Origin of the sequence: Rhodoferax saidenbachensis (assembly GCF_001955715.1) — a bacterium.
GTDB classification, from domain to species: Bacteria; Pseudomonadota; Gammaproteobacteria; order Burkholderiales; family Burkholderiaceae_C; genus Allorhodoferax; species Allorhodoferax saidenbachensis.
In genome coordinates this window covers 492,255-518,133 of sequence record NZ_CP019239.1, presented here as the reverse complement: position 1 = coordinate 518,133, position 25,879 = coordinate 492,255, and the positions used below count along the sequence as shown (strand labels likewise).

Genomic DNA, 25,879 nt, shown 5'->3' with positions numbered 1-25,879 from the left:
ACGGGCAAAAATCGGATTTCAAATCGCCGGAATCCAAAAAGCTCTTGAAACCCGCATCCAGCTTAGGTTTGAACTGCCCTGATGCAAAATTTACCGGACACTAGTGAAATTACAAGCAAAATCAGCCCCCAGCCCCTATGGATACTGTGCAGCCAGCTACCAATTCAATAGCAAAAATCACGTCCACCGCTTCAAGCAATGCACAAAGAGTGGCACGCGCCATGCTTACCATGCAGGCATGCCAACCGACTCCCCCAAACCCATGATCCATTCCTGGCTTGACGACGGGCACGCCTTGTTGGCGGGCTCGCTGTTTGTCGCCTTGGGACTCACCATGTTTTCGCATGCGGGGCTGATCACGGGCGGCGTGGCGGGGGTGGCGTTTTTGCTGAGTTATGCCAGTGGCATCAACCTGGCCATATTCTTCTTTGTGCTGAGCCTGCCGTTCTTCGGCCTGTCGTGGTACCGCTTGGGGGCGGAGTTCACCATCAAGAGTTTTGCGGCGGTGGTGCTGGTGTCGGTGTTCACGGGGTTCGCGCCGCGGGTGGTGCGGTTTGAGTTGCTCAACCCGTGGGTGGCGTCGGTGCTGGGCGGTTTCCTGATCGGGTTTGGGCTGTTGGCGCTGTTGCGCCACCAGGCCAGTGTGGGCGGGGTGAATATCCTCGCCCAGTGGCTGCAGCAGTCCAAGGGCATCAGCGCCGGCAAGGTGCAGATGGGCGTGGACGTGTTGATTGTGCTGGCGGCCCTGGCGGTGATTCCGCCGATCAAGGTGCTGGAGTCGGTGGCCGGTGCGGTGGCGATTGGCGCCATCCTGGCGCTGAACCACAAGCCGGGCAGGTATCTGGGCGTCTAGGGTTTGTCTTGCGACGGGCCGTAGGGCAGCGCTTGGTCGTTACGCACCTCGTGGGCCTGCACATCCATCACATCGTCAGGTGCTGCACGGCCAAACCCCGCACCGCCACGGGCCGGCCATTCACCGCTGCGGAACTGCTGGGAGGCCTGCCGAAAACGCGTGAAGGTGGTCACAAAGGCGGGCTTGCGGCCGGTGAGCAGGGCCTTGAGCAGGATCCAGGTGACACTGACCAGGGCCACACACAACAGGCTCAAGATGAACACCAGCGCCGCAGCCAGCAGCACCAGCTTGAATACGGTGCGGACCACGGCAGCAAAAAGAGTCGATACAAATTCCATAGGCCTATTGTGCCCAGCCCGGCGATGCCACCAGAGGTTCAGGGGCTATCGCGGTTTTAGGCATTAAATTGGCACCTAGCCCTCACCAGATATGCGCAAGCAGCTACTGAATCAATAGCAAATATTCGTCTGTTACCAGGAAATCGCTTTGGGTGCCCCTGCCTGAACTTCTGGCTTGAAAAAATAGGAACAATACCAACGATAGGAGTCAGCATTCCAGACGGTGAGATTTTTTTGCGTTGTGGCCAACAATCGGGATCTTTTGATGCCGATGAAATGGCCCCCGTTGCTCGCCGCAAGGTCTCCATGCGGCTTATTTTTGCTGCATTTCAGCGATTCGGATTCATACAGCTGGAAATGCGCCGTCTTCAAATCAGCAGCGCGACAAACGGCGCAAATATCCTGTAGCCCTTGGCGGTGCCCCATCTCGTGGATCAGGACGCCGGCCGCAAATTTTCCTCCGCCTTGAGGCCACGCAGACCCTATTGCAATTTTGTCTCCGGCTGACCAACTTGCGACATCACTACTCGTGGCCTTGCGCTCAATGATCCAGTGCTTGGTCAAATCTGTCTGAATGGCCTCCAGTACTTCCTTGACCTTGCGTTCGCGCAGCGCAAAGCTGCTTCCAGAACGCATTGCCTTGGTACCAAACAGCAATTCATAGGGTGTGGCACTGAACCTGCCGCTCACCCCGACGTTTTGCAAGCCGGCGTCCAGCATGGTGTTCACGTCATCAAACGCTGCGGCAATGCTATTAACCATCTGCAACTCCCCCGCCTCGAACCCGATGAAAAGCAGTTTGGGTTTGGCAACAGCCTGAGGGCCAATGGTCGGCCACACGCGCCGAGTGAATTGCTCCTCCGTAAAGGGCAAAAACGTATATGTACTACCTTCCTTGATACGGAGATCATGGGCATAAAAACTGCCCAGTTGCGAGACGATGGCTTTTTTCTGGTCCGCGTTGTAGTGCGGCAATTTTTCGACATGCTCCGGCAATGTTGTCATACGCTCCCCCTTCATCATCTGTAATGAATGTCGCACTTTGCCCATCCTGAGCAGACAGTACAACTGTAGGGCTGCAAAACAGCTCTACCCGTTTACCGCCCCGTCATCAGGCTCACTGCGCCCGAGAATGTAAAGAAAGCCGCCGCGGTGGACACCAGAATGATGCGTGCGATGCGCCCGTTGTCGGCGCCAAAGCGTTCGGCCAGCAGCGACACATTGCTGGCGCTGGGCAGGGCGGCCAGCAGCACCAGCACCGTCAGCGCAAATTTGTCCAGCGGCACGCCCAGGCTCACGGCGGTCACGCCCACCAGCAGCACCAAGAGCGGGTGCAAAAACAGTTTGATCAATGCCACCGGCACGTACTCTTGCCAATGCACCTCGTGCGACTTGTCCTCCTTGGCCATGATTTGCGAACGGGCCAGGACAGCACCAATGGTGAACAGGGCCACGGGGGACGCCGAATCGGCCAGCAGGCCCACGGTGGCGACCAGCGGCTGGGGGAATTCGATCTGCAGCGCGGACACCAACCCGCCCAACAGGATGGACCAGGGCATGGGGTTGGTGGCCACGCCCTTGAGCGCGTTTTTGGCGGCTTGCGTGGCCGAGGCACCGGAGTGTTCGCCCAGGCGCGAGAGCGCAATACACAGCGACGAAGTGATCACCATGTCCACCAGAATGGACACAATGGCCGGCCCAGCCGCCTTGGCGCCCAAGAGGGCCACCAAGAGTGGTACGCCCATGAAGCCCGTGTTGGGGAAGGCTCCCACCAGCGCGCCAAACGAGGCGTCGTTCCAGCCAATGCGGCCGTGCAGCGTCACGGCCACCACAAAGGCCACCATGACCAGCGCACACAGCGTATAGGTCAGCACCACGCTGGGGTCCAACAGCTCGGCAATGGGCGTGGACGCGCCAAAGCGGTACAGCATGCAGGGCAGCGCGAAGAACAACACAAAACCGTTCATGCCCGGAATGGCCGCCAGCGGCAGCATGCCCCGGCGGGCGGCGATGTAGCCGCACAGCACCAGGGCGAAAAAGGGGAAAGTGATGGTCAGGATTTGCAGCACGCCGCCATTGTCAGGGCATTTGGGGCCGGCGCCCGTAGAGCCTGTTCACAATCTGTACGGGGTCACGTTGGGACGCAATCGGGATGAGTTGACCGCCAACATCACGCCGCATGGGCTCGTGCCCATGCAAGGGGTTTGGTGGGCAAATCGCCCGATTGCGTCCCAACCCGAAGGGCAAGTGCCTTTTCGGGCAGTCTGCGGCGTTGCAAAGCCTTGCCGGGCACCAGCCCGACTGCGTTTTGCGCCTAGCAGCCCATCCCGAAAAGGCACTTGCGTGGCCCCGTACAGATTGTGAACAGGCTCTTCGCCGGGTGACACCCGTTAAGATGGCGCGCTCGGGGTGGTCAGGACTGGCCGCCCCTCTGTCTTATTGTTAGTGCTCTCCCCTGCATGTCTGCCTCCCCGCCCTCCGGCCTGAATCTGGCCCAACAAGAAGCCGTTAACTACCTGCATGGCCCCTGCCTGGTGCTGGCCGGTGCCGGCTCGGGCAAGACACGGGTGATCACGCACAAGATTGCGCGGCTGATGCAGACCGGCGTGGAAGCCAAGCGCATTTGCGCCATCACCTTCACCAACAAGGCCGCCGCCGAAATGCGCGAGCGCGCCAAGGGCCTGATTGGCCGCGCCGCCAAGGACGTGCTGGTGTGCACCTTCCACGCACTGGGCGTGAAGATGCTGCGCCAGGACGGCGCAGTGCTGGGGCTCAAGCCCGCGTTTTCGATTCTGGACACGGATGACGTCACCAGCATCCTGAAAGACGCGGGCGGCACCGTGGACGCGGCCACGGCCCGGTCTTGGCAATGGACCATCAGCGGCTGGAAAAGCGCGGGCATGAACGCCCAGCAGGCCCTGGCGCTGGCCGCAGACGACAACGAACGCATCATCGCCACGGTCATGGGCCGCTACGAAGAGCGCCTGACGGCGTACCAGAGCGTGGACTTTGACGACCTGATCAGCCTGCCGCTCAAGCTGTTACGCGACTTCCCAGAAGTGCGCGCCCGATGGCAAGCCCAGATGGGCCATGTGCTGGTGGACGAATACCAGGACACCAACGCCACGCAGTACGAGATGCTCAAGCTGCTGGTGGGCGAAAACGCCCGCTTCACTGCCGTGGGCGACGACGACCAGTCCATCTACGGCTGGCGCGGCGCCACGCTGGACAATTTGAAGAAGCTGCCGATCGACTTTCCCACGCTCAAGCTGGTCAAGCTGGAGCAAAACTACCGATCCACCAGCGCCATCCTGCGCGCGGCCAACAACGTGATTGGCCCCAACCCCAAGCTGTTTCCCAAAACGCTGTTCAGTGAACTGGGCGAAGGCGAACCGGTGCGTGTGGTGGACGCCGACAGTGAAGAACACGAGGCCGAGCGCGCCGTGGCCCGCATCCAGAGCCTGCGCTCGGAAGGCGCCCTGGCCCAGGAAGGCGCTCAGTACAAGGCGTTTCGCGACTTTGCCGTGCTGTACCGCGCCAACCACCAGGCCAAGCCGTTTGAAAAGGCGCTGCGCAAGGCGAATATTCCCTACAAGGTATCGGGCGGGCAGAGCTTCTTTGACCGTGCCGAAATCCGCGACCTGTGCGCCTGGTTCCGCCTGTGGGCCAACAATGACGACGACCCGGCGTTTCTGCGCGCAGTCACCACACCCAAGCGCGGCATTGGCCACACTACGCTGGGCAGCCTGGGCGTGTTTGCCAGCCAGTACAAGTTGAGCCTGTTCGAAGCGCTATTTTCGTCTTCGCTGGGCAGTGTGCTGAGCGCCAAGGCCGTGGGCAGCCTGCACGAGTTTGGCCGTTACCTGAACGACCTGGAATTCCGCGCCCGCCACACCGAAGGCGCCGAGGCGGCCAAGGTCTTCCTGGCCGACTGGCTCAAGGAAATTGGCTACGAGAAACACCTGTACGACGGCGAAGAGAGCGAAAAGGTCGCCTCCGCCAAGTGGACCAATGTGCTGGAGTTTTGCGACTGGATGGCGGCACGCTGCGGCGGCCAGATTGAAGACGTGGCCGGGGTTACCGAGCGCGAAATCAAAAGCCTGCTCGAAGTCTCGCAAACCATCGCCCTGCTCTCCACCATCTCCGAGCGCGAGAAGGACCAGGATGTGGTGACCCTCTCCACCCTGCACGCCTCCAAGGGGCTGGAATGGCCGCATGTGATTCTGGTGGGCGTGACCGAGGGCATGTTGCCGTTCAAGTTGGGCGACGGCGCGGATTCGTTGGGCGGATCGACCAAGGCCGACGAAGCCGCCAACGAAGACATGGCCACCCGCCTGCAGGAAGAACGCCGCCTGATGTACGTGGGCATCACCCGTGCCCAGCGCAGCCTGGCCGTGAGCTGGACGCGCCGCCGCAAAAAAGGCCGCGAAATGGTGGCCGCCCTGCCCAGCCGCTTTATTGCCGAGATGGGGCTGGACCAAGCCACCGTCAAAGAAGACCCGCGCGAAAAGCTCAAGGCGCTGCGCGCCGAATTTGCCGCCAAGGCCCAGGCCTCTGCGGCTGCAGCCTCCCAGACCCGCTAGATGCCATCCACTATGCACCTGAAAATTGCTACTTTTTTGATAGCTGCCTGCGCACTATCCACAGGGGCTATAGCCCAGAATGACACAAAAAATGGCGCCTGGGCCAGTGCCAACCCGGATCTGCCTGCGAGCAGTCCACCACCGGTGCAGGTCAGCTGCAAGAACCCCCATGTGTCGCCACTGTCCAGCTACTGGGAGCTGGAGCCCGCCAGCGACTGCGGCACCTTCGGCCTGCGCGGTTACCGGCCCATCAGCCTGTCGGTGATCGGCTCGGACAGTGTCAACACCGCGCCCAGCTCACCCACGCCCGGCCACACCGCAACATTCCAGCCCTACAACACGGCGGAAACCCGTGTCCAACTCTCGGTGCGCACCAAGGTCGCCCAGGGCCTGCTGACCGGTGCGGACCCCACGCTGCTGGACTCGGTGTGGTTTTCCTACAGCCAGCAGTCGTACTGGCAGTTGTTCAACAACAGCCTGTCGCGCCCCTTCCGCTCCACCGACCACGAGCCGGAAATCACCTACATCCTGCCCATAGATGCACAGTTGTCTGACGGTTGGCGCTTGCGTTACGTGGGTGTCAGTGCCAACCACCAGTCCAACGGCCAGACCCTGCCGCTCTCGCGCAGTTGGAACCGCGTAATAGCCCGTGCGGGCATGGAATACGGCAACACGTTTGTGGTGAACGCCAACCTGTGGCAACGTATGCCCGAGGACAGTGACAGCGACGACAACCCCGACATTGCCGATTACGTGGGGCGTGCCGAGGTCACCGGTGCCTGGAACCTGAGCAAAAACAACACGCTGACCGTTGCGCTGCGCCATTCACTCAAGGCCGAGGGCAATGGCTCGATCCGCCTGGGCTGGCTGCGCAAGGTGGGCACATCTACCGCCTCGGGCGAGCGCAGTGGCCTGCGTTTTCACACCGAAGTGTTCAGTGGGTACGGGGATTCTTTGCTGGACTACAACCGCAAACGCACGGTGCTCAGCGTGGGCCTGACACTACTGGACTGGTAGAGAGCCATTGGCAACACCGCGTGGTACAGAACTTGCCTGACACTACAGTGCTCAGATATGCGCAATATGCGCCACCTTGAAAGACCCGCAATGCTTTTGTGCCGTCAGTTTTCCAAACGCATGTCGAACACATCGCTACTGGTCGCAGTAGCCCTTGGTGGCATCTGTGGGGCCGCACATGCCGGGCCGGTGCTGGACCGCATTCGGCAGACGGGCAAGATCACGCTGGCGCACCGCGAGGCTTCCATCCCGTTTTCGTATCTGGATGCCAACAAACGCCCCATTGGTTATGCCATGGACATGTGCGCGAAGGTGACTGAGGCCATCCGCAAACAGCTGGCGCTCAGTGCATTGACGACCGAATACCTCAAGGTGACGGAGTTCAATCAGGTGGAGATGATTGAGCAGAACAAGGCCGATCTGGAATGTGGGGCCACCAGCAACAGTGCCGAACGCCGCGAGAAGGTGGCGTTCACGATTCCGTACTACATCACCGGCACCCGATTTATGGTGCGTGCGGACAGCAAGATCACTGACCTGCGTGGATTCGAAGGGCTGACCCTGGTCTCGACCTACAAGACGCCGTCATTGGCGGCCATCACCCGCGCCAATAACGAACGGCTGCTGCGCATCAACATCATGCAAGCCAACGACCATGTACAGGCTGCAGAAATGATCGAAAAAGAGCAGGCTGACGGATTTGCCATGGATGACGTACTGCTGTACGGCGTGTTATCCACCCGCCCTGCCCCCAATAAATTGAAGGTGGTTGGGAAATTCCTGACACTGGAGCCGCTTTCCATCGTGATGTCCAAGAAGGACCCCGAACTCAAGGCTATGGTGGATGAAGAAATGCGGCGCCTGATCAGCTCACGCGAAGCCTATGCCATCTACGACCGTTGGTTTACCAAGCCCATTCCCCCCAACGATCACGCCCTCAATATTCCGATGAATTATCTTTTGCGTGATCTCTGGAAGTACCCCACGGACAATGTGCCCAACTGAGCCGGCAGGGCGGGGCTGTTAGCACCGCCAAGTGCTATTCAGGCTAGCCGCGGCGATAGCCTTCTATGCCCGAACGGATGGTCGGGTCGGCAAAGCCCAGGCCGCCACCGGTGTCCGGCGCGCCAAACTGGGCGTCATGCAGGTCAATCAGCGCCAGCATGGCTTGCACCGCTTCCATGTTGAAACCGATGCGCGCCTGACCCATGCCATCCCCGCCGGCCATCACCAGCTTGTTGATGTAGATGCTGCATTCCTTGTAGCCCCACATGGTGCGTATGGTGTTGGCAATGCGGTGGTGGTGCAGGTCCACGATGTCCAGCGCATCGTTCTTGCGCTGCTCCAGCGTTTTGTCCTGCAAGTCCAGTGGCTGGGTGGGTTCATGGGGTTCCAGCGACATGGGCACGGTCGCCTGCATCTCGCTGGACACCGGCGGCATGGGTTTGGCCTGCGCACGGGGAGCGGGTGTTGGGTCGGGCACTGCACCTGCAGCCGCGGAGGCTTCGATGTCAGGGGGGAAACGGGAATCCTGCTCGGCCAGCGCGTTGTCCCACATGCTCCAGGCGGTGTCGGGGTCGTCTTCGACAACTTCCAGCCCGCGGGAATCCGGCGCTTCCTTGGGAGGCGTCTTGTCCGCGCTACTGCCCTTGCCGAAAAACCCACTGAACATGTCACACCCTTGATATTCTTGGTGAATATACTCCAGCCCCGCTGACTTTGCCACCTGCCCCGGGGCGGCGTTAGGGCCATTGCGCTTTGCGGCCAAGCCACGTAATCTTGCTGTTTCCAGCACCGAAAGGCCCGCATGAAATCCGCACCGGTCAAAAGTCTGCGCCACTACGCCCGCATCCCCTTTGCCGCAGACGTGCTTTTGCACTTGGAGGGCAAAACCATTGCGGTGCAGTTGGTGGATATCGCGCTCAAAGGCGCCCTGGTGCACACCGAAGCGGCCCCCACACTCCAGTTGCATGAGAAATGCCGCCTGCTGCTGCCCTTGGCGGACGATGGAGAAGGTTTGGTGATGGCGGGACGGATCGCGCATCTGGATGATCACCATGTGGGCATTGAATGCCTGGACATTGATGTCACCAGCCTGACGCGGCTTCGGCGCCTGATTGAACTCAATACCGGGGACACCGAATTGATGGACCGCGAACTGTCTTTGCTGTTTTCCGCAGCCTGAGGCAGGCCTCCCTCAGTGACCCCGGTCCGTCTTTGCATGGGGGCGCACCGACAAAGCAAAAAGCCCATCGCAATGGATGGGCTTTTTGCTTATATGGAGCGGGAAAAGAGGCTCGAACTCTCGACCTATACCTTGGCAAGGTATCGCTCTACCAACTGAGCTATTCCCGCGAATGACCACACTGGTTGGTCAAAGAAAACCCATCACAGGGATGGGATTTCATATTTGGTGGCCTGGGGCGGAATCGAACCACCGACACAAGGATTTTCAATCCTCTGCTCTACCGACTGAGCTACCGGGCCTGAGCCTTCAATTATAGCGCAACTTTTGGCGCTTCTGGACAGTCCCGGACTTCAGTTGCCACCACGCTTGCTGCGCGTGAGATCCACACCCAGTTGTTTGAGCTTGCGGTACAGGTGAGTGCGCTCCAGACCCGTTTTTTCTGCTACGCGCGTCATGGAGCCATTTTCCTGGGCCAGGTGGTACTCAAAGTAAGCTTTCTCAAACTCATCACGGGCTTCACGCAGGGGTTTGTCCAGCACAAAATTCTGATTGGCCTGTGGTCCGGCAGGTGCAGACACCACGTGTACCAAACTCTCGGTATCCGCCGCCTCCTGCGAAGAGGCGGCTACGGGCACTTGTGAAGCGGTGGCTGCGGGCTTGCGCAGGTTGCCACGTGCCAAGCCTTGCTCCACGGCCTTGAGCAGCTTTTGCAGGGTGATGGGTTTTTCCAGAAACGCCAGTGCACCGATTTTGGTGGCCTCGACCGCCGTATCAATGGTGGCGTGGCCGCTCATCATGATGACCGGCATGGTGAGCAGGCCGGTGGACGACCACTCTTTGAGCAGTGTCACGCCATCGGTGTCTGGCATCCAGATGTCGAGCAAAACCAGATCGGGACGTTCGCGCAGGCGTGCGGCCCGTGCTTGGGCTGCGTTTTCGGCAAGCTCTACGTTGTGACCTTCGTCGTTCAGTATTTCCCAGAGCAGGTCACGGATGCCGTGCTCGTCGTCTACAACCAGTATGTTTGCCATGGTAAGCGCGCTTTTCCCTTTAACCTTTGTCGCGCGCTAAAGAGGCGCGCTGTTATCTACAGCCAATGATAACGATACTTGTGCACCCACCACAGCGCCGTCCACGACGCGATTGGTGATGTCTACACGCGAGCCGTGCTCATCGGCAATCTTCTTCACCACGGCCAAACCCAGTCCGGTGCCCTTGGCCTTGGTGGTGACATAGGGCTCGAACGCCCGTTTGAGGATGTGTTCGGGGAAGCCCGAGCCCTGGTCCAGCACGCTCAGGCGTACACGCCCGGAAGCGGCTTGCCATTGGGTGCGGACCACCACATGGCGGCCATCATCGGGCACAACAGAGCCCACTGGCTCGCTGGCGTCCTGGGCGTTTTGCAACAAATTGTGAATGACCTGGCGCAGTTGCTGGACGTCTCCACGCACCGGTGGGCTGGCGGGGTCCAGTTCGGCCCGCACTGGGACTGTCGCCGTCTCATCTCCGTACAACTGAAGTACGTCGGTGATCAGGGCGTTGAGGTCCACGGGCTTGAGCTCGGCAGCGGGCAGGCGTGCATAGTCCCGGAATTCGTTGACCAATCGCTTCATGGCATCGACCTGGTCCACAATGGTTTTGACGGACTTGACCAATATGGTCTGTTCGGTCGGCTGCAGCTTGCCGGACAGTTTCATTTCCAGCCGCTCGGCAGAAAGCTGTATCGGCGTGAGGGGGTTCTTGATCTCGTGGGCCAACCTGCGGGCCACTTCGCCCCACGCCTGCGCGCGCTGGGCAGAAACGATCTCGGAAATGTCATCAAACACCAGCAGCCGGTCTTCACCCGGCAACTCGGCACCACGTGCCACCAGCGTCAGCGCCTGGTCAAACGGCCCATGCGCGGACGCGGCGCCTGCTCCGAGTTCAAACGATTGCTGCCAGTGGTCCAGTCCGTGTTCGCTTCGGCGCGCGAGAAAGTCGGCAAACTGCAATTGCACCGCATGCCCAAAATCCTGCAAGCCCGGTATGCTGGCCAGGGCCTGCCCTTCGTGGGCAGCAAGAGGTGTTTTCAGAATACGGGTGGCACCGGGATTCGAGGAACGGATCTCACCCGCAGCCCCCAGCACAATCACGCCCGCAGTCAGGTTGTCCAGGATGGTCTGCAAATTGGCGCGTGCCGCGTCCACCTGCGCCATGCTGTGTTCCACCGCCTGGCGGGCATCGGACAACTGTTCGGTCATGGAGGCAAAAGCACGGGTCAAACCACCCAGTTCATCCTTGCCCTGCATGGCCAACTTGGGCGTGAAATCTCCCGCCGCCACCTGGCTCACACCTTCGGCCAACAACAGCAAGGGCCGGGCTATCTGATTGCCCAAAACCACCGCCATCAGGACCGCACCAAACACCGCCAGGAAAAGGCTCAAAGTGAGTGTACCGATGTACATCCGCTTGAGCCCTTCTCTGGCCAGTGCACGCTCCTGGTACTCCCGATTGGCAGATTCCACAGCCAATGCATTGGCCACCAGATTGGGCGGCAAAGCGCGGGAGACTAGCAAGAACCGCTGCTCGGGCGTCAGCCCCAGCGCACTGCTGGCAATGGGCACCAGAACCCGAATGCGGGCCTCCGGCAAAACCCCGGGTGCCGCGTCCTCCAGGCCCTCCACCCACGACAGGGATCGATCGGTCCGCGCTGCGCGAAATTGGCTGGAAGTGGGTTTATCAGGATTCAGCTTCACCCTTGTTTGCCCTGCGCTAGCGATCAGGTTGCCACTGCCGCCCCACACCGCCATGTCAGATGCGCCCAACTGGTCCAGCATGCGCTCCAGAAGAATGCCAGTCATCGCCTCCGGGTTCTCAGACAGCTGCACGGCCGCACTCCGCGACTTGGTACTCAAGTCATTGGACAGCGTGTCCAGCGTGACGCGCCCCAAGCCCAGGCCGGCCTCCAATGCGCCCTCTACCTTGACGTCAAACCAGGTTTCGATGGACCGTGAGACAAACTGGTAGGACACCACATAAATCAACAAGCCAGGCGCGAAACCCACCAGCGCAAAGATCGTCGCCAGCTTGACCAGCAGGCGGCTGCCAAACCTGCCTTGCCGCAGGCGTAAAAACAGGCGGTACCCGACCCAGACAATGGCCCCCAGCAAAGCGCCCGCCACCACCATATTGATGGTGAACAACCAAGCGTAATTGCTCTCGTACATCTCCCGGTTATTGGTGGCCTGCATCAGCAGGTACAGGAGCACCAGGCCAATGAGAACCATCACCAAGGCACCAGCCGCTACGGTGACGCGCAAGGCCTTGGAGTTCTGGAATGTCACGGAGGGAGATCCCCCACTGTCTGGCGTGTTCACTTGGTGAGGTCAGATGACAGCGGGGTGCTGATGCCGGCAGACACATCCCAATCCGATTGCCCGATGGCACCGATCTGGAACGGGCGTGGCAGTCGGCTCAGGTCCAGGCGGAAACGGAACTCGACTTTGTATTTGAGACTGGGGTCCAGGTCCGCGACATCTGCAACTTTCCAGCCAGACACACGCTTGATGCCTGCCAATGCCTGGGGTAAGGTATCGAAGCCTTGGTTCAGCACCAGTCCCTGGCTGTTGGCATTGCCGGGGCCCGTGGACACATTGAGCCGCCAACGGCGTGTCAGGGGCTGGTAGGCCAGGCGCATATGGCGCTCCACACTGGCAAGCCTTTTGTCATACCAGTACCAGCGCTCACGCAATACATCTGCTTCGGCAACGAAGTACATGGGTATGCCTTTGAGCAGGGCGTCTTCGACGGCGGCGGGCAATTCAAACTGGATTTGTGCAGAAACCTGGATTTCTTCTTCGGCCCGCTCCGCACGGAACTGGGTGATGTCTGCGCTTTGGGCATGCGCCAGACCCGCGAACAACAGCAGCACCAGCCAGCCAAGGCAGTGGCGCAGGAGCCGTTCAAGCTGCCCGCTTTTCCAACAGTGCGTAATAGAAGCCGTCATGGTCACTGCGTTGATTGTCCGGGAGCTCTTGTGCTTTGGCGCTATTTCCGGGCAGCAAATGGCCTGGAGAGGGCAGCAAAGCCGCACCAGTGTTGTGCGCAAGAAACGTTTGGGTTTGGTCTTTGCCCTCAGCCAAAAACAGCGAGCAGGTGCAATACAGCAAACGCCCCCCCGGGCGCAGCAGCGGCCACAAGGTTTGCAGCATCTGCTGCTGAATCCGCGCCAGTTGCGCAATGTCGGTCTCACGGCGCAGCCAACGCACATCCGGATGGCGGCGCACAATGCCCGATGCCGTGCACGGTGCATCCAGCAAGATGGCATCAAAGAGCTGACCGTCCCACCAGTCTTGCGGGCGGGAAGCATCCGCTGTCTGTACGCGCGCATGCAGGCCCAAGCGTTGCAGGTTCTGCGAAATGCGGAGGCTGCGCTGTGCATCAATCTCAAGTGCCGTCACTTCGCCATCGCATAACTCCAGCAAATGCCCGGTTTTGCCCCCCGGTGCGGCACACGCATCAAGAATGCGCACCGGGCTGTTACTCGCCAACCCCTCCAGAAGTAAGGGCGCGGCCATCTGGGCGGCAGCATCTTGCACCGACACGGCGCCAACCTCAAAATCAGGCAGGCGCTGGACGGGCACTGCGCGCTCCAGAAACACCGCATGGCGATCACCCACATGGGCGGAAATGCCTTCCTGGGCAAGCATGCGCACGTATTCCGCAGCGCTGGTTTTTCTCGCGTTGACGCGCAATGTCATGGGCGCCTGACGATTGGCAGCCTCCAGAATTTGCTGCCAATCCTGTGAATGGTCTTTTTGCAAGCGTTTGATCCACCACAGCGGATGGTTCCAGAACGCCACGGGGTCTGCATCGGTCGCACTGACCAATACATCCCGCTCACGCAAGAAGCGCCGCAGGCAGGCATTGACAAAGTTGGCCTGGGCCCGCGTGGCGGGGTTGCGCTTGGCAGCCTCCACCGATTGATCCACCAGCGTAAAGGCATCGTAAGGAGCGCCATCATCGCGCCAGGCCAATGCCAGGGCAACACAGAGCAGCGCATCCGCTGCAGGTGGGGGTGACTTGCTGGCCAACTTCTTACGCAAAACCTCGGCACGCCCCAGATTACGCCAGACGTGAAATACCAAAGCCTGCACGCCTGGGCGCAACGCTGGGGAAACTGCGTCTACAGCCGCCGTGCCAGACGCACCTCCGCGCACCGCGAGTACGGCACCCGCCGTGGCTTGCAACTGACGCCAAAGGGGAATTTTTTCTTCTGACACACCAACGCCCTTCACAAAATTCCCGCGACCTGAAAGCCCATTACGTCGACCACAAGACGTGCGGGAAACTGCACCCTGGCTTCGTTGTACTTCACCAAAATCTGGTTCATCCCACCGCGAGCGGTCTGTACACGCAGGGTGACCGCGTCCCATTGGCTTTGCAAAGCCTCGGGCACCGTGGCGCCAGCCAGGTCCGCAGGGGCGCTACGCAACTGCTCCCACGCTTGTTGCAACTTGTCAAAACTTGTCGCCAACCGGCCCAAGGCGGGCACCGCCAGAGGAATGACGCGGGCATCCTTCAGCGCCTGCTCCAATACGTCCAGGGCGGCCAACAAGCGCACCCAGTCCTCGGGCAGGTAGTCCGCCGTGCTCTCGCCATCGGCCGGGTCAGCCTCTTCCGACGCAGCCAAATGCCCGCGCACCAGTTCACCGTATTGGCGCATGTGCTTTTCGACCGAGCCAAAGGCATCCAAACCACGGGCACGTATGCGCATCAAGCGGTTGTGAACGCCCACGCCCCAGAAAATGGCGAGGGCCAACAGCAGCCACAACAGCAGGGAACCATTCATGAGCGCCAGACGCCTCCAGGCAAGATGAACTTAAACCGGTTTATGAGGAAAAACGCCCCAAGCCCCTTATGCAGAGGGCTTGGGGCGCTACCTTTAGGATAGCAAGGCGATATTACTCGCTTGCAGTACCTTCATTGGCTTGGGTTTCGCCCACGGCTTCAGCATCACCCGCCAGATCGGCCGCTTCGGCTTCGGCAATGGCTCGGCGCTCGGCGTCGTCCATGCTTTCGCGCACCTTGCGGGCCTCGTGGTATGCCATGCCGGTACCGGCTGGAATCAGACGTCCAACGATGACGTTTTCCTTCAGTCCGCGCAGCTCGTCGCGCTTGCCCATGATGGCAGCTTCGGTCAACACGCGGGTGGTTTCCTGGAAGGAAGCCGCGCTGATGAAGCTGTCGGTGGACAAAGACGCCTTGGTGATACCCAGCAGCAGGTTGGTAAAGACGGCCGGGATCTTGCCAGCGGCACGCAGGGCGTCGTTGGTGTTGAGCATCTCGGAACGCTCGACCTGTTCTCCGTTGATGTAGCTGGAGTCACCTGCAGCTTCCACCACCACACGGCGCAACATCTGGCGAACAATCACTTCAATGTGCTTGTCGTTGATCTTCACGCCTTGCAAACGGTAAACGTCCTGCACTTCGTCCACGATGTAGCGGGCCAGTTCTTCGGAACCCAGCAAGCGCAGGATGTCCTGTGGATCTGCTGGACCGTCAACCACGGACTCACCCTTGTTGACGACCTGGCCTTCGTGCACCAGGATATTCTTTTCCTTGGGAACAAGTTCTTCCCAGACCTTGCCTTCGGGATCCGTGATTTGCAAGCGAACCTTGCCTTTGGTTTCCTTACCAAAGGAGACCGTGCCCGTGACTTCGGCGAGGACGCCCTTGTCTTTGGGGGAACGGGCTTCGAACAGCTCGGCCACACGGGGCAGACCACCGGTAATGTCGCGGGTCTTCTGACCTTCGATAGGGATACGGGCCAGCACTTCGCCGGGGCCGACGTCCATACCATCACGCACCTGCACGAGCGCTCCCACGGGGAAGCCAATGGTCACCGAGTGATCGGTACCAGGGATCTTCACTTCATGACCAGAAGCATCGATCAGCTTGACCTGCGGACGCACCACCTTGGTAGCACCACGGCGCTTCGGATCAATCACCACCAATGTGGACAGACCGGTCACTTCATCGACCTGCTTGGCAACCGTCAGGCCTTCTTCCACATTCTCGAAATGCGCCTTGCCGGCGAACTCGGTAATGATGGGGCGGGTCAGCGGATCCCAGTTCGCCAGAATGGCGCCGGCCTTGACAACCTGGTCGGCCTTGACCGTCAGGATGGCGCCGTACGGCACCTTGTGGCGTTCACGCTCACGTCCGTGTTCATCGTGGATCACGATTTCACCGGAACGGGCAATCACGACCAGCTCTTTCTTGCTGTTGGTCACGTAGCGCATCGTGGCGTTGAAGCCAATGCTGCCGTTGGACTTGGCTTCTACGCTGGAGGCGATAGCGGCACGCGAAGCGGCACCACCGATGTGGAAGGTACGCATGGTCAGCTGGGTACCAGGCTCACCGATGGACTGTGCAGCGATCACACCGACGGCTTCGCCGTGGTTGATCAGACCGCCACGACCCAAATCGCGTCCGTAGCACTTGGCGCAGATACCAAAACGGGTTTCGCAGGTCAGGGCGGTGCGCACCTTGACTTCGTCCACGCCCGCTGCTTCGAGTTCTTCGATCAGGTCTTCATCCAGCATGGCACCGGCGTCGGCAAGCACCGCACGTGTTTCAGGGTGCAACACATCGTCTGCTGCTGTACGACCCAGAATGCGGTCGCGCAGGGATTCGATGGTTTCACCACCTTCAACAATAGCGCGCATGAGGTAACCGCTGTGGGTACCGCAATCCTGCTCGGTCACCACCAGATCCTGCGTCACGTCGACCAGGCGGCGTGTCAGGTAGCCGGAGTTCGCCGTCTTCAACGCCGTATCGGCCAGACCCTTACGGGCACCGTGGGTGGAGATGAAGTACTCCAGCACGTTCAGACCTTCGCGGAAGTTCGCGGTAATCGGTGTCTCGATGATGGAGCCGTCAGGCTTGGCCATCAGACCCCGCATACCGGCCACCTGGCGAATCTGCGCCGCAGAACCGCGCGCGCCGGAGTCGGCCATCATGTAGATGGAGTTGAAGGACTCTTGTTGGACTTGCTTGCCATGGCGGTCCGTGACCATTTCCTTGGACAGCTTGGCCATCATCACCTTGGACACTTCGTCACCCGACTTGCCCCAGATATCCACCACCTTGTTGTAGCGCTCACCGGAAGTCACCAGACCGGACACATATTGCTGTTCGATCTCTTTGACTTCCTTCTGGGCGCGCGCAATGATGTCGTGTTTTTCTGCAGGCACCAGCATGTCGTCGATACAAATGGAGATACCGGCACGTGTCGCCAGGCGGAAGCCCGCTTGCAACAGCTTGTCGGCAAACACCACGGTCTCTTTCAATCCGCACTTGCGAAAAGACACGTTGATCAGCTTGGAGATTTCCTTCTTCTTCAACGCCTTGTTGATGTTGGAGAAAGGCAAACCCTTGGGCAGGATTTCGGACAACAGCGCACGGCCTGCGGTGGTTTCCCACAGCTTGGTCGATGGCTCAAATTCGCCGGTTTCCTTGTTTTTGGTCCACTCGGTCAACCGCACGTTGATACGCGAGTTCAGGTCGACTGCACCACCGTCGAAGGCGCGCTGCACTTCACCGGTGTCGGAGAAGATCAGGCCCTCGCCCTTGCCGTTGATACGGTCACGGGTGGTGTAGTACAGACCCAACACCACGTCCTGCGAAGGAACAATGGAAGGCTCGCCGTTGGCCGGGAACAGCACGTTGTTGGAGGCCAGCATCAAGGTGCGGGCTTCCATTTGTGCTTCCACCGACAAAGGCACGTGAACAGCCATCTGGTCACCGTCGAAGTCGGCGTTGAAGGCCGCGCAAACGAGTGGGTGCAGTTGGATCGCTTTGCCTTCGATCAGGATGGGCTCAAAGGCCTGGATACCCAAACGGTGCAACGTAGGCGCACGGTTCAGCATCACGGGATGCTCTTTGATGACCTCTTCCAGAATGTCCCAAACCACGGGCGTACCGGATTCGACTTCCTTCTTGGCAGCCTTGATCGTGGTCGCAATGCCCATGGCTTCCAGGCGCGCGAAGATGAAGGGCTTGAACAATTCCAAGGCCATCAGCTTCGGCAGGCCGCACTGGTGCAGCTTGAGCGTTGGGCCCACGGTAATCACGGAACGACCGGAGTAATCCACGCGCTTGCCCAGCAAGTTCTGGCGGAAACGACCGGATTTGCCCTTGATCATGTCGGCCAGAGACTTCAGAGCTCGCTTGTTGGCGCCCGTCATGGCCTTGCCGCGGCGACCGTTGTCCAGCAAGCTGTCCACGGCTTCTTGCAACATGCGCTTCTCATTGCGCGCAATGATTTCAGGCGCTTTGAGTTCCAGCAAACGGCGCAGACGGCTGTTGCGGTTGATCACGCGGCGGTACAGATCGTTCAGATCAGAGGTCGCAAAACGACCGCCGTCCAGCGGCACCAGCGGACGCAAATCCGGTGGCAGTACTGGCAGCACGTCCAGCACCATCCACTCGGGCTTGATGCCGGATTTCTTGAACGCTTCCAGAACCTTCAAACGCTTGGCGTTTTTCTTGATCTTGAGCTCGGAACCGGTCAGGTCGTTGCGCAGCTTTTCGATCGAACCTTCGATATCAATGCTTTGCAGCAAATCCTTGATACCTTCAGCGCCCATCTTGGCCTGGAACTCGTCGCCGTATTCCTTGAACTTGGCGTCGAAATCGTCTTCCGACATGATGCTGAACTTCTTCAGCGGGGTCATGCCTGGGTCGGTGACCACGTAGGCTTCAAAGTACAACACGCGTTCGATATCACGCAGTGTCATGTCCAGCACCAGACCCAGACGGCTTGGCAGGGACTTCAGGAACCAGATGTGGGCGCAAGGAGCAGCCAGGTCGATGTGACCCATGCGTTCACGGCGAACCTTGGTCTGTGTGACTTCAACGCCGCACTTCTCGCAGATCACACCGCGGTGCTTCAAACGCTTGTACTTGCCGCACAGGCATTCGTAGTCCTTGATGGGCCCGAAGATCTTGGCGCAGAACAGGCCGTCGCGCTCAGGCTTGAACGTGCGGTAGTTGATGGTTTCAGGCTTTTTGACTTCGCCGAAAGACCACGAACGGATCTTCTCGGGAGAAGCCATACCGATCTTGATGGCATCGAAATGCTCATCGGGCGTGAACTGCTTGAACAGGTCGAGTAAAGATTTCATGTGACTCTTTCCCTTTCAATTAAGAACGTTCGAGTTCGATGTCGATGCCCAAGGAACGGATTTCCTTGACCAGCACATTGAACGATTCCGGCATACCGGCTTCGATGGAGTGTTCGCCCTTGACGATGTTCTCGTACACCTTGGTACGGCCTTGAACGTCGTCGGACTTGACGGTGAGCATTTCCTGCAGCGTGTAGGAAGCGCCGTAGGCTTCCAGGGCCCACACTTCCATTTCGCCGAAACGCTGACCACCGAATTGCGCTTTACCGCCCAGGGGCTGTTGCGTAACCAAGCTGTACGGTCCAGTAGAACGGGCGTGCATCTTGTCATCCACCAAGTGGTGCAGCTTCAGGTAGTGCATGTAGCCCACCGTGGTGGTGCGTTCAAACGCATCGCCGCTCCGGCCGTCATACAACTGGGCCTGGGTGCGGGTGTCGGTCAGGCCCTTGGCCTTGGCTACGTCGGCAGGATAGGCCAATTGCAGCATGTCACCGATTTCTTTTTCGGTAGCGCCATCGAACACGGGAGATGCAAACGGCACGCCATGGGTCAGCTCTTCCGCCATGTCGCGCACTTCGGTGTCAGACAGTTGCTTCAGATCTTCCTTGCGCCCCGTACCGTTGTAGATCTGTTCCAGGAAACCACGGATTTCGGTCGCGGCGGCTTCACGCTGCAGCATGTCACCGATACGTTGGCCCAGACCCTTGCCGGCCCAGCCCAAGTGCACTTCCAGCACCTGACCGATGTTCATACGCGAAGGAACGCCCAAGGGGTTCAGCACGATGTCCACGGGGGTACCGTCAGCCATGTAAGGCATGTCTTCCACGGGGGTGATTTTGGAAACCACACCCTTGTTACCGTGGCGACCGGCCATCTTGTCACCAGGCTGCAGGCGGCGTTTGACCGCAATGTAGACCTTGACCATTTTCAGAACGCCTGCTGGCAACTCGTCGCCTTGCGTGAGTTTCTTGCGCTTTTCTTCAAAAGCCAGGTCGAAGCTGTGGCGCTGCTGCTCGATGGAGTTCTTGATGGACTCCAGTTGCGATGCAACTTCTTCGTCGGCCGGACGAATGTCGAACCAGTGGAACTTCTCGACGGAAGCCAGGTAGGCCTTGTCGATCTTGGTGCCCTTGGCCAGTTTTTGAGGTCCACCATTGGCGACCTTGCCGCTCAGCAGTTTTTCAATACGGTCAAACGCATCGGCTTCCACAATACGCAGTTGGTCATTCAGATCCAGACGGAAACGCTTGAGTTCGTCGTCAATGATCTGCTGGGCACGCTTGTCACGTGTGATGCCTTCACGGGTGAAGACCTGCACATCGATCACGGTACCTTGTGAACCTTGGTCCACGCGCAGCGAAGTGTCCTTCACATCGGAAGCCTTCTCGCCGAAGATCGCACGCAGCAACTTTTCTTCGGGCGTGAGCGTGGTTTCACCCTTGGGCGTGACCTTGCCAACCAGCGTATCGCCAGGCTGCACTTCTGCACCCACGTAGATGATGCCGGACTCGTCCAGACGGTTGAGTTGCTGTTCACTCAGGTTGGGAATGTCGCGGGTAATTTCTTCCGCACCCAGCTTGGTGTCACGCGCCATCACCACGAGTTCTTCGATGTGGATGGAGGTGTAACGGTCTTCTGCCACCACGCGTTCGCTGATCAAAATCGAATCTTCGAAGTTGTAGCCATTCCAGGGCATGAACGCGACCAGCATGTTTTGGCCGATGGCGATTTCACCCAGATCGGTAGAAGCGCCGTCGGCAATCACGTCACCCTTGGCCAGTTTGTCGCCCTTCTTGACGATAGGACGCTGGTGGATGTTGGTGTTCTGGTTGGAACGTTGGTATTTGATCAGGTTGTAGATGTCCACACCGACTTCACCAGCCACGGCTTCGCTGTCATTCACACGCACCACGATACGGGTCGCGTCGACATAGTCGACCACGCCACCACGTGTTGCGGTGACAACCGTACCGGAGTCGACCGCGGCCACGCGTTCAATGCCAGTGCCCACCATGGGCTTCTCGGGGCGCAGCACAGGCACGGCCTGACGGGACATGTTGGCGCCCATCAAGGCACGGTTCGCATCATCGTGCTCCAGGAACGGAACCAGGGATGCCGCCACCGACACGATCTGCGCGGGCGACACGTCCATGTACTGGATGCGTTCAGCGCCAACCAGAATAGATTCACCCTTTTCACGGGCAGACACCAGGTCACCGGTCAGCTTGCCGTCCTTGTCCAGCGCCGCATTGGCCTGGGCAATCACGTACTTGCCTTCTTCGATGGCTGACAGGTAATCGATGTCCATCGTTACCTTGCTGTCCACCACACGACGGTACGGGGTTTCAATGAAACCGTACTCGTTCAAACGGGCGTACAGGGCCAGCGAGTTGATCAGACCAATGTTTGGACCTTCAGGCGTTTCAATGGGACACACACGACCGTAGTGGGTGACGTGCACGTCACGCACTTCAAAGCCGGCACGCTCACGGGTCAAACCGCCCGGACCAAGGGCGGATACGCGGCGCTTGTGGGTGATTTCGGCCAAAGGATTGGTCTGGTCCATGAACTGCGACAGCTGCGAAGCACCGAAGAACTCTTTGAGCGCAGCGGAGATGGGCTTGCTGTTGATCAGATCGTGTGGCATCAGCGGCTCTTGCTCTGCCTGACCCAGACGCTCTTTCACTGCCTTTTCAATACGTGCCAGGCCCGTGCGGTACTGGTTTTCGGCCAGCTCGCCCACGCAACGCACGCGGCGGTTACCCAAGTGGTCAATATCGTCGACTTCCCCGCGTCCATTGCGCAGATCCACCAGGATCTTCACGACAGCCAGGATGTCTTCATTGGTCAGCACCATGGGGCCGGTCGATTCCGAACGGCCCATCTTGGCGTTGAACTTCATGCGGCCCACGCGCGACAGATCGTAGGTGTCGGGGTTGTAGAACAGGCGCTGGAACAGCGCTTGCACTGCATCTTCCGTTGGTGGCTCGCCGGGGCGCATCATGCGGTAGATGGCGACACGGGCAGCGAACTCGTCGGCCGTTTCGTCAGTGCGCAGGGTTTGCGAAATGTAGGCGCCTTGGTCCAGCTCGTTGGTGTAGATACAAGCCAGGTCCTGGATGCCCGCGGTGCGCAATTTCTTGAGCAGCAACTCGGTCAATTCTTCGTTGGCCTTGGCCACGATTTCACCGGTATCCGCATCAATCACATTACGGGCGACCACACGGCCAACCAGGAAGTCTTCGGGCACGCTGATGTGCGTGGTGCCGGATTGTTCCAGTTCACGGGTGTGACGGGCGGTAACGCGTTTGTCTTTGGCAACAACCACCTTGCCGCTCTTGTCGGTGATGTCGAAACGGGCCACTTCGCCACGCAGACGTTCAGCCACAAATTCCATTTGTGCGCCGCTGTCCATCAGACGGAAGTTGTCGTTGACGAAGAAGTTCGCCAAGATGGATTCGTTGTTCAGGCCAATGGCACGCAACAGAATCGTGACGGGCATCTTGCGGCGACGGTCCACACGGAAATACAGCAGGTCTTTCGGGTCGAATTCAAAGTCGAGCCAGGAACCACGGTAAGGAATGATGCGAGCCGAGAACAACAGCTTGCCCGAGCTGTGGGTCTTGCCTTTGTCGTGTTCGAAGAACACGCCGGGGGAACGGTGCAACTGGGACACGATCACGCGCTCAGTACCGTTGATGATGAAGGAGCCTTTGCCGGTCATGAGCGGCACTTCGCCCATATAGACTTCCTGTTCCTTGACTTCCTTAACCACCTTGTTCTGGCTGGTCGAGGATTCACGGTCATAAATGATCAGTTGCACCTTGGCACGCACGGCCGAAGCGAAAGTCAGGCCACGGGTTTGGCATTCACGCACATCAAACGCTGGCTTGGCGAGGTTGTACTCTAGGTACTTCATCTCCACAAAACCGTTATGCGAGACGATGGGAAAGGCAGCCTCGAAGGCGGCCTGCAGGCCTTCTGCGGTACGTTTCTTGGGGGCAACATCTGCTTGCAGGAACGCGGTATAGGCGTCTTTTTGCATCTGCAGCAGGTAAGGGATTTCCAGCACGCTATCGCGAGTACCGAAGTTTTTGCGAATGCGTTTGCGTTCTGTGTATGTGTAAGCCATTAGATCTCCGGGCAAAGACTGAGGAATCCTGGGGGTCCTAGGCGACTGTGTGTCTTTCTTGGTGATTGGCCACTACCAATCATTGGCGGACGGTCGCGCATTGCACGCAACCCGTACCAAGGCATCTTCTGCAGTCGGGGTCAGAAGACACTAAAAAATAGCGTTACCACGCAACTTTTTAGTGCACTCTCACAAGCACCAAAGGCTGGAGGCCCTTATCGGAACCTCCAGCCCTTGTGGACGACTCAATTACTTGAGTTCAGCCTTTGCACCAGCTTCCACCAGCTTCTTCAGAGCAGCTTCAGCGTCAGCCTTGGCAATGCCTTCCTTGACAGCCTTGGGAGCGCCGTCAACCAGGTCCTTGGCTTCTTTCAGGCCCAGACCGGTGATTTCGCGCACGGCCTTGATGACGGACACCTTGTTGGCGCCAGCGTCAGTCAACACCACGTTGAACTCGGTCTTCTCTTCAGCAGCAGCGGCAGCAGGGCCAGCAGCAGCAGGGCCAGCCATAGCGGCAGCGCTCACACCAAATTTCTCTTCGATGGCTTTCACCAGGTCGTTGAGTTCCATGACCGTCATGCTGTCCAGCGCGGTCAAAAATGCGTCTTTATCGAATGCCATTTTGATTTCCTAACAAGTTTGGTTACTACGGATGTCGGGCAATTACGCCGCGACAGCCTCTGCGGGGGCAGCTTCTACAGCTACGCCAGCGCCTTTTTTGTCCGCCAACGCCGCCAGCACACGTGCTGTACGGGAGATGGGGGATTGCATCAAGCCCAACAATTGCGCCAATAACACTTCCTTGGAAGGAATGCTTGCCAATTGCTTCACGCCGTTCACGTCCAGTGCCTTACCGCCATACGCACCAGCACGGATCACCAACTTGTCGTTGGTTTTCGCGAACTCTGCAACCACTTTCGCGGCTGCTACTGCGTCTTCGGAAAAGCCGTAGATCAGAGGACCGGTCATCTGGTCGGACACGATTTCAAACGGGCTACCGGCAACAGCACGGCGGGCCAGGGTGTTCTTCAACACACTCAGGCTCACACCAGCGCTGCGCGCGTTGTTGCGCAGTTTGGTCATGTCAGCGACCGTGATGCCGCGGTATTCCGCGATCACGAGCGTTTGAGCTTTAGCGGCGAGGCCGGTCACATCACTGATGACCGCTTCTTTCTCACTGCGATTAAGACTCAAGGTCTACTCCTTTAAATGCGCTTGGCAGCAAACGCTGCTTTACGCTCCACATTGCAGCGACCAACTGTTAACGAAACTTCTCAATTCCATCTGCAGCGGGATCGCCATCTGCGTTGGCTGGACACGGTGCGAACACTGTGTCGGTTTAAGTGACTGCTTGCATAAATGCCCGCTTGCACACCAACGGTCTTGGATGGCCTGCTCCGGTTTTGCAACCGTTGCAGCCCACCACATTGAACGGGTCTTGCGATCCGTTCAAATTTTTGCGATTACGCCGAGATGGTTTGCAGGTCCACGCGGACACCCACACCCATGGTCGACGAAACAGCGACTTTCTTCAAATACACACCCTTGCTGGAAGCAGGTTTGGCTTTGTTCAAAGCGTCCACCAGCGCAGCCAGATTGCCTTGCAGCTTGTCCGAATCAAACGAACGGCGACCAATGGTGGAGTGAACAATACCGGCCTTGTCGACGCGGAATTGCACTTGACCAGCCTTGGCATTACGCACTGCTGTTGCCACATCCGGAGTCACGGTGCCAACCTTGGGGTTAGGCATCAGACCACGAGGGCCCAGAATTTGACCCAACGTACCCACAACGCGCATGGCGTCAGGAGCGGCGATCACGATGTCGAAAGGCATGTCGCCGGCCTTGACCATAGCGGCCAGGTCGTCCATACCGACCACGTCAGCACCAGCAGCCTTGGCTTCTTCAGCTTTGGCGCCTTGGGCGAACACAGCCACGCGCTTGGTCTTGCCGGTGCCGTTAGGCAGAACGACCGCACCACGCACCACTTGATCCGACTTCTTCGCGTCGATGCCGAGCTGAACAGCCACATCGATGGATTCGTCGAACTTGGCGTTGGCGAATTCCTTGACCAGACCCAAAGCGTCGCTCAGGGGGTACAGCTTGTTGCTGTCAATCTTGCCGACTTGGGTCTTTTGTTTTTTGGTGAGCTTGGACATTTACACGCCCTCCACATTCACGCCCATGGAGCGGGCAGAACCGGCGATGGTGCGCACTGCGGCTTCCAGATCGGCGGCGTTCATGTCTTTCATCTTGGTCTTGGCGATTTCTTCGAGCTGAGCGCGCGTGATCTTGCCGACCTTGTCCACGTGTGGACGGGCAGAGCCCTTGTCCAGCTTGATGGCCTTCTTGATCAGGACCGTCGCAGGCGGGGTCTTGATGATGAAGGTGAAGCTCTTGTCTGCAAAAGCAGTGATCACCACAGGCAGTGGCAGACCTGGCTCAACACCTTGGGTCTGCGCATTGAATGCCTTGCAGAACTCCATGATGTTCAGTCCGCGCTGACCCAGCGCAGGACCAATGGGGGGGGATGGATTGGCTTTACCAGCTGGTACTTGCAGCTTGATGAAACCAATGATTTTCTTCGCCATGATTTCTC

General features: G+C 59.0%; 20 protein-coding genes and 2 tRNA genes. 5 read left to right on the top strand and 17 right to left on the bottom strand.

What is annotated here, in order from left to right; translation table 11 throughout:
- The first annotated feature begins 238 nt into the window (after positions 1 to 238).
- Positions 239 to 853, top strand: coding sequence for a YitT family protein (locus RS694_RS02525; protein ID WP_029708857.1), 615 nt, complete (start codon positions 239 to 241; stop codon positions 851 to 853).
- On the opposite strand, the gene RS694_RS02520 is transcribed toward RS694_RS02525, so the two are convergent.
- The 3 genes from RS694_RS02520 to RS694_RS02510 form a co-directional block, all read right to left on the bottom strand.
- Positions 850 to 1,191, bottom strand: coding sequence for a hypothetical protein (locus RS694_RS02520; protein ID WP_029708858.1), 342 nt, complete (start codon positions 1,189 to 1,191; stop codon positions 850 to 852). The two genes, RS694_RS02525 and RS694_RS02520, sit on opposite strands and share 4 nt — an antisense overlap.
- 132 nt (positions 1,192 to 1,323) lie before the next feature.
- Positions 1,324 to 2,196, bottom strand: coding sequence for a hypothetical protein (locus RS694_RS02515; protein ID WP_152528872.1), 873 nt, complete (start codon positions 2,194 to 2,196; stop codon positions 1,324 to 1,326).
- 92 nt (positions 2,197 to 2,288) lie between these two features.
- On the bottom strand, positions 2,289 to 3,260 hold the full coding sequence (locus RS694_RS02510; protein WP_029708860.1) for an AEC family transporter: 972 nt from the start codon (positions 3,258 to 3,260) through the stop codon (positions 2,289 to 2,291).
- A 390-nt stretch (positions 3,261 to 3,650) separates the two neighbouring features.
- Here RS694_RS02510 and RS694_RS02505 point away from each other — a divergent pair, with 390 nt between their 5' ends.
- The 3 genes from RS694_RS02505 (at position 3,651) to RS694_RS02495 (ending at position 7,796) form a co-directional block, all read left to right on the top strand.
- A complete protein-coding gene (locus RS694_RS02505; protein ID WP_029708861.1) occupies positions 3,651 to 5,774 on the top strand; it encodes an ATP-dependent helicase in 2,124 nt (707 codons plus the stop codon).
- Positions 5,775 to 5,786: 12 nt separating this feature from the next.
- Positions 5,787 to 6,791 carry a phospholipase A gene (locus tag RS694_RS02500; RefSeq protein WP_051392018.1) on the top strand — a complete coding sequence of 335 codons (1,005 nt, stop codon included), beginning with the start codon at positions 5,787 to 5,789 and terminating at the stop codon, positions 6,789 to 6,791.
- A gap of 120 nt (positions 6,792 to 6,911) precedes the next feature.
- Positions 6,912 to 7,796, top strand: a complete 885-nt coding sequence (locus RS694_RS02495) for an amino acid ABC transporter substrate-binding protein (RefSeq protein ID WP_029708863.1) — start codon at positions 6,912 to 6,914, stop codon at positions 7,794 to 7,796.
- 43 nt (positions 7,797 to 7,839) lie between these two features.
- Here RS694_RS02495 and RS694_RS02490 read toward each other — a convergent pair whose 3' ends face one another.
- Positions 7,840 to 8,463, bottom strand: coding sequence for a hypothetical protein (locus RS694_RS02490; RefSeq protein ID WP_051392019.1), 624 nt, complete (start codon positions 8,461 to 8,463; stop codon positions 7,840 to 7,842).
- 135 nt (positions 8,464 to 8,598) lie between these two features.
- Between RS694_RS02490 and RS694_RS02485 the strand changes: the two genes are divergently transcribed.
- Positions 8,599 to 8,976, top strand: coding sequence for a PilZ domain-containing protein (locus RS694_RS02485; protein ID WP_029708865.1), 378 nt, complete (start codon positions 8,599 to 8,601; stop codon positions 8,974 to 8,976).
- Between the two features lie 94 nt (positions 8,977 to 9,070).
- Here RS694_RS02485 and RS694_RS02480 read toward each other — a convergent pair.
- The 13 genes from RS694_RS02480 to rplK form a co-directional block, all read right to left on the bottom strand.
- Positions 9,071 to 9,146: transfer RNA gene (locus RS694_RS02480), tRNA-Gly, on the bottom strand.
- A gap of 56 nt (positions 9,147 to 9,202) precedes the next feature.
- A tRNA-Phe gene (locus tag RS694_RS02475) sits at positions 9,203 to 9,278 on the bottom strand.
- Between the two features lie 51 nt (positions 9,279 to 9,329).
- The gene (locus RS694_RS02470; protein ID WP_029708866.1) at positions 9,330 to 10,010 is read right to left on the bottom strand and encodes a response regulator; all 681 of its coding nucleotides are present in this window, start codon (positions 10,008 to 10,010) and stop codon (positions 9,330 to 9,332) included.
- Positions 10,011 to 10,046: 36 nt separating this feature from the next.
- Positions 10,047 to 12,245, bottom strand: a complete 2,199-nt coding sequence (locus tag RS694_RS02465) for a sensor histidine kinase (RefSeq protein WP_081708681.1) — start codon at positions 12,243 to 12,245, stop codon at positions 10,047 to 10,049.
- An 86-nt stretch (positions 12,246 to 12,331) separates the two neighbouring features.
- Positions 12,332 to 12,964 (bottom strand): DUF4390 domain-containing protein, encoded by a 633-nt coding sequence (locus RS694_RS02460; protein ID WP_081708679.1) that lies wholly within the window; start codon positions 12,962 to 12,964, stop codon positions 12,332 to 12,334.
- Positions 12,921 to 14,240, bottom strand: a complete 1,320-nt coding sequence (gene rsmB, locus RS694_RS02455; protein ID WP_051392022.1) for a 16S rRNA (cytosine(967)-C(5))-methyltransferase RsmB — start codon at positions 14,238 to 14,240, stop codon at positions 12,921 to 12,923. The genes RS694_RS02460 and rsmB overlap by 44 nt, the downstream gene beginning before the upstream one ends.
- Positions 14,241 to 14,251: 11 nt before the next feature.
- Positions 14,252 to 14,809, bottom strand: coding sequence for a LemA family protein (locus tag RS694_RS20730; protein WP_029708870.1), 558 nt, complete (start codon positions 14,807 to 14,809; stop codon positions 14,252 to 14,254).
- Positions 14,810 to 14,921: 112 nt separating this feature from the next.
- Positions 14,922 to 19,148 carry a DNA-directed RNA polymerase subunit beta' gene (gene rpoC / locus RS694_RS02445; protein WP_029708871.1) on the bottom strand — a complete coding sequence of 1,409 codons (4,227 nt, stop codon included), beginning with the start codon at positions 19,146 to 19,148 and terminating at the stop codon, positions 14,922 to 14,924.
- 19 nt (positions 19,149 to 19,167) lie between these two features.
- Entirely contained in the window at positions 19,168 to 23,280 is a 4,113-nt protein-coding gene (gene rpoB, locus RS694_RS02440; protein WP_029708872.1) for a DNA-directed RNA polymerase subunit beta, read from the bottom strand.
- A gap of 249 nt (positions 23,281 to 23,529) precedes the next feature.
- On the bottom strand, positions 23,530 to 23,901 hold the full coding sequence (rplL, locus tag RS694_RS02435) for a 50S ribosomal protein L7/L12 (RefSeq protein ID WP_029708873.1): 372 nt from the start codon (positions 23,899 to 23,901) through the stop codon (positions 23,530 to 23,532).
- 42 nt (positions 23,902 to 23,943) lie between these two features.
- Entirely contained in the window at positions 23,944 to 24,474 is a 531-nt protein-coding gene (gene rplJ, locus RS694_RS02430) for a 50S ribosomal protein L10 (protein WP_029708874.1), read from the bottom strand.
- Positions 24,475 to 24,743: 269 nt separating this feature from the next.
- Positions 24,744 to 25,439, bottom strand: a complete 696-nt coding sequence (rplA, locus tag RS694_RS02425; protein ID WP_029708875.1) for a 50S ribosomal protein L1 — start codon at positions 25,437 to 25,439, stop codon at positions 24,744 to 24,746.
- Positions 25,440 to 25,871, bottom strand: a complete 432-nt coding sequence (gene rplK / locus RS694_RS02420; protein ID WP_029708876.1) for a 50S ribosomal protein L11 — start codon at positions 25,869 to 25,871, stop codon at positions 25,440 to 25,442.
- Between the last annotated feature and the right edge of the window lie 8 nt (positions 25,872 to 25,879).